This window comes from Flavobacterium sp. (assembly GCF_046073885.1).
Classification (GTDB): Bacteria; Bacteroidota; Bacteroidia; order Flavobacteriales; family Flavobacteriaceae; genus Flavobacterium.
In genome coordinates this window covers 1-3,911 of sequence record NZ_JBJTND010000034.1, presented here as the reverse complement: position 1 = coordinate 3,911, position 3,911 = coordinate 1, and the positions used below count along the sequence as shown (strand labels likewise).

Sequence of the window (3,911 nt, the reverse complement as noted above, 5' to 3'; positions counted from 1 at the left end):
GTTGTAATTAACGATCTTGTCGATCTCCAATATATCCCGTTCTAAGTCGAGGTGGATATTTTTTAAATATTGAATTTCGCGGTGTTTTTCGATCTGGTGCTCGCGCAAATTTTCAGCAAAAAATCCGAGCGTTACCGCAGCAAACAGCATGATGAATTCAGTGAAATATTCACTTACTTTTTTAGGCGGGTGTGCGTGATGATGTACTTCCATATTCGATACGTCTTGACAGGGAAAGGCTATAAAAAATCAAAATTTGGCCTAATTTAGACCAAATTTTGATTAAATAAAGAATTAATTGTTTTTTATTTGGAAGACAAATCCGGCTGCAGAGTCATGTAAGTAGTCTCATTTTCTATTACGTAGGTCCGCATGATAGCCATGTCTTTTTCATAAGAGCCCTTACCATACACCTCATCGTAAGCTGTTTTTAACTTGGCTGGCTCATCCATTTCTTTCCAGCCATCTGGAAAGCGGCGCGAGAAAACAATGCGATTAAGTCCTGAAGTGGAATAGGTTGCCACTTTGATACCCGCTTTGTCCCATACTTTCGGTAAACGTTTCATCACATCCCAAAACTCTTGCGCCGGCGCATATTTTAAGGTCAAAATATTGGAACGGATTTTGGCTGATCTTTCCGACGGACTAGAATTGCTGTATTCAGGTTGAAAAGTGATGATTTCGCCCCCTGTAACACCTTCTAAATGGGGAGATACATGCAAATAGAAGTCATTTGCTGCCTCTGTATAGGAGGGCATTGCGGCTAATTCATCACGGCGAGCCCAAGAGGTTCCTATATTAAATAGTGCCATCACTTCGTTGTGGTGGCTTCCCCCAACTAAATTAAAAACCGCCCAAGCATAAGGAGTGCCCGCCTTGCGGAATTTAGCCACATGCGTTTTTAAGGCCTCATTGAAAGCGCCCCGATGACCAGATTTAACTTTGTAGTATTGGAAATTGGTGGTGTTTGCCTGTGCCCATGCGCTAAGCGAGAAAAGGCAAAATGTGGAAAGGATAAGTAGTTTTTTCATGGTTTATTTATTTAGAGAGTTCATCAAAAATTTTAGCATCGTATACGTCCCATTCTTCGACGATTTTGCCATCTTTCACTGCGCAAACTTGGTGGAATATCTCGTCTTTGGATGTTTTGCCATTGCTTACATTAACGATAATATAGGCAATTACGAAATTTTTGACCCCGGCAGGTGTAGGTTCATCATTAATGGTTTCCCAAAGTTCGCCGTAGTTTTTAATCGTGAATTTGAAGCCGGAGGCTTTTAAATTGCCCAGTAATGCATTGTTTTGACTGACATTTAATTTATTCAAATTGTCATGAATGGTATCGTTTTCAGCAGCGAATGCAGCTCTAACCGCAGCCGTATCTAAAGCAAATGCTTTTTCATTGAACGCTTTTACTAAATCAATGTTAGCTGATTTAGCAACGGTGTACCCATTTTGATTGGGGTCTTTAGGTGGGGCTGTAGTTTCCTCCTTTTTTTGAGAACAGCTAAATAGAAAACTGCCTACTAGTAGCATTAAAAAGATTTTTTTCATAAGGTTAGATTGTTTTGATTTGGTAGGAAAATTAGCGGCTTGTTCACATTTTAATTGATTTTAGACTTTTGATTTTGTCCATTTTTATCTATTTTTTGTCTAAAATTCAAAAGCTAGCAAGAGTTAATGTTCGATTTTGTCCCTTACCTGTCTTTTTTAACGAGTGGAATAGGCCTTTTATTCATTTGTTATTTAATCGCGCGCTTTCCCAAAATTCCCCAAGTACATGCACTCGCTTGGATTATTTTCTCCTTGGTTTTTCTCGAATTTTACATCTATGCTTTGACCTCCAAGCATATTTATCAAATGCTTTTTATCCTTAGAACGCCTAATATTATTCGGGTCTTTTTGCCCATTACTTTATTCTTTTATGTTCGAAAAATGCTAGTCCCCACGCGAGTCATATCGGGATGGCAGCTTGTGCATTTTGTATTTCCCGTTGTGATTACCCTAGGTATTTTGCCTGATCTATTTTTATCTGCTGCAGAGAAGACCTCCATTTTAGATCATTATTATGTACAAAATAAGTACTTCATCACCAAGCCAATGGGTTGGATTCCAGCGGGTTTTGTGCAGCCCGTTTCCATTTTTGTGGGGATTTTTTATGGGGCGATTTCGCTTTGGATGATTTGGAAAACAAAATATATATGGGGAAGCGTGTATACCTATGTGAATAAGCAATCGTTGATTTGGTTGAACTTATTGAGCGGAGCCGTGATGATATACTTTTTGCTTCAGTTGTATCAGTATGTTAATTTATTTCTAAATAATACGTTCGATCCACCTTCACAGTTGATTAAATGCATCTTAGGGATCTCTCTGTTCACCTATTTTATCATGACACCTAATGTGCAGGAAAATATGGATGGTTGTATATTGCCCAAAGAAAAGGGGACACCTACTATCCCAGAAATTCTACCTGAGCTTATCTTGGCTATGGCTTCAGACAAGGAAGCCATCGCATTTGATGATAAGATAAAATCGGATCAAGTGTATTTGTCGCCTGATATTGACCTAGCAGCTTTGGCGAAATTAGTCGATATGCCTTCGGCAAAATTATCGAAGTTGATCAAAATGTATTATGGAATTTCCTTCGCAGAATACATTAATCGCTTGCGTATTCATCATTTTCTTCAACAACGCTCTTCGTTTGATCAGTACACCTTAGAAACGTATATGTACCAAAGTGGATTCACCAATCGCTCCACTTTCTATGCGGCTTTCAAAAAATATGTAGGGGTAAACCCGAGTTTTTTTTTGAAAGAAATTCATCAATCAAGCTAATATTGACCTGAAAATGGACATTTTAATCGGAATTCAAGACAAACTTTAGTTCATTCAACGTGCGGCTTGTGCCTTATTTATAAAACTTGTGGGTCTGTATTTTAACCTTTAAAAATCAACCCATGAAAAAGTTTACTAGTACCCTCGCACTCCTTTTTTGCACACTAAGTTTATTTGCCCAAACCGCAGAAAAAACCTATTTCTTGATGAATGAAAGTCGTGTGAATGACACGGATATTTATAAGAAAAATTATCCTGCTGTTCGTAATTGGTGGTTAAATGCCACAAAAGGAATTACCTATAATATGACTGCACATACATCCGAAACGGGTAGAACCTACTCCATGGTGTATTTGAAAGGGGAGGAGAATGTAGGAAAATACGTAGGCCAACGTTCCGTTTTGTCAGACAAACAAGCCATTGAACTAAAATCGGTAACGGACGAAAATACAGCCAATCGCACGATGGCTATTCAGCGTTCTCTTTGGGTTCAAGAGGCAAATGTAACAAGCATCTTGCCTGACTTTAAAATTGAAAATTACGATTTCCGTAAAATTCACTTATTCACGGTTCCGTTTGATAAAATAGCAGAATATGAAAAATTAATTGAACAATCGAATCAAGAAGATAAGGCACTTGGCCTTACCTATAATTACATTGTTTACCGAGCAGTGGATGGATATCCAAACAATACGTTTATGTTAATCTTACCAGAAAAGTCTCGTTTAGCATATTATACGCATCAAGAGGAGCGTAATGCTAAAAGAAAGGGCAATGCAAAATTGACCGAATTAAATAAAAAGGCGAGCAAGTTGCGTACGATTGTTCGAATCGATTATTTAACTCGCGTACCAGTTAATTAACGCATTTCAAAAATGAAATATCGAAGAATGGTGGGGCTCTTTGTTCCACCATTTTTATTACTTGTTAGTTCATAATTACTACCTTTTATTTAACTAAATTTGCTCCTGCTAAGCCTATTTTGGCGCAACTTATCAGCAGGTCATGCCTAAGAATGTTAAAATATCGGTGTTGATGGCCGTCTACAATACGGACTTTCAATTAACCAAAAG

5 protein-coding genes are annotated in these 3,911 nt (G+C 38.0%); 2 read left to right on the top strand and 3 right to left on the bottom strand.

Annotation, left to right across the window (positions count from 1 at the left end; translation table 11 throughout):
• From ACKOWY_RS04960 to ACKOWY_RS04950, 3 genes are all read right to left on the bottom strand, one after another.
• A partial coding sequence (locus tag ACKOWY_RS04960; RefSeq protein WP_408940338.1) for a hypothetical protein occupies positions 1–213 on the bottom strand: 213 nt, incomplete at its 3' end.
• 92 nt (positions 214–305) lie between these two features.
• A complete protein-coding gene (locus ACKOWY_RS04955; RefSeq protein WP_408940337.1) occupies positions 306–1,031 on the bottom strand; it encodes a hypothetical protein in 726 nt (241 codons plus the stop codon).
• 7 nt (positions 1,032–1,038) lie between these two features.
• A complete protein-coding gene (locus tag ACKOWY_RS04950) occupies positions 1,039–1,536 on the bottom strand; it encodes a hypothetical protein (RefSeq protein ID WP_408940336.1) in 498 nt (165 codons plus the stop codon).
• A gap of 144 nt (positions 1,537–1,680) precedes the next feature.
• Here ACKOWY_RS04950 and ACKOWY_RS04945 point away from each other — a divergent pair, with 144 nt between their 5' ends.
• Entirely contained in the window at positions 1,681–2,838 is a 1,158-nt protein-coding gene (locus ACKOWY_RS04945; protein ID WP_408940335.1) for a helix-turn-helix domain-containing protein, read from the top strand.
• A gap of 122 nt (positions 2,839–2,960) precedes the next feature.
• Positions 2,961–3,701: a hypothetical protein gene (locus ACKOWY_RS04940; protein WP_408940334.1), complete on the top strand. Its 741-nt coding sequence runs from the start codon at positions 2,961–2,963 to the stop codon at positions 3,699–3,701.
• Positions 3,702–3,911 lie beyond the last annotated feature (210 nt).

What these genes read in the sequence shown, in the direction of transcription:
- ACKOWY_RS04945 (WP_408940335.1), top strand. Translation starts at nt 1,681, where the DNA reads ATGTTCGATTTTGTCCCTTACCTGTCTTTTTTAACGAGTGGAATAGGC.
- ACKOWY_RS04940 (WP_408940334.1), top strand. Translation starts at nt 2,961, where the DNA reads ATGAAAAAGTTTACTAGTACCCTCGCACTCCTTTTTTGCACACTAAGT.
- ACKOWY_RS04955 (WP_408940337.1), bottom strand. Translation starts at nt 1,031, where the DNA reads ATGAAAAAACTACTTATCCTTTCCACATTTTGCCTTTTCTCGCTTAGC.
- ACKOWY_RS04950 (WP_408940336.1), bottom strand. Translation starts at nt 1,536, where the DNA reads ATGCTACTAGTAGGCAGTTTTCTATTTAGCTGTTCTCAAAAAAAGGAG.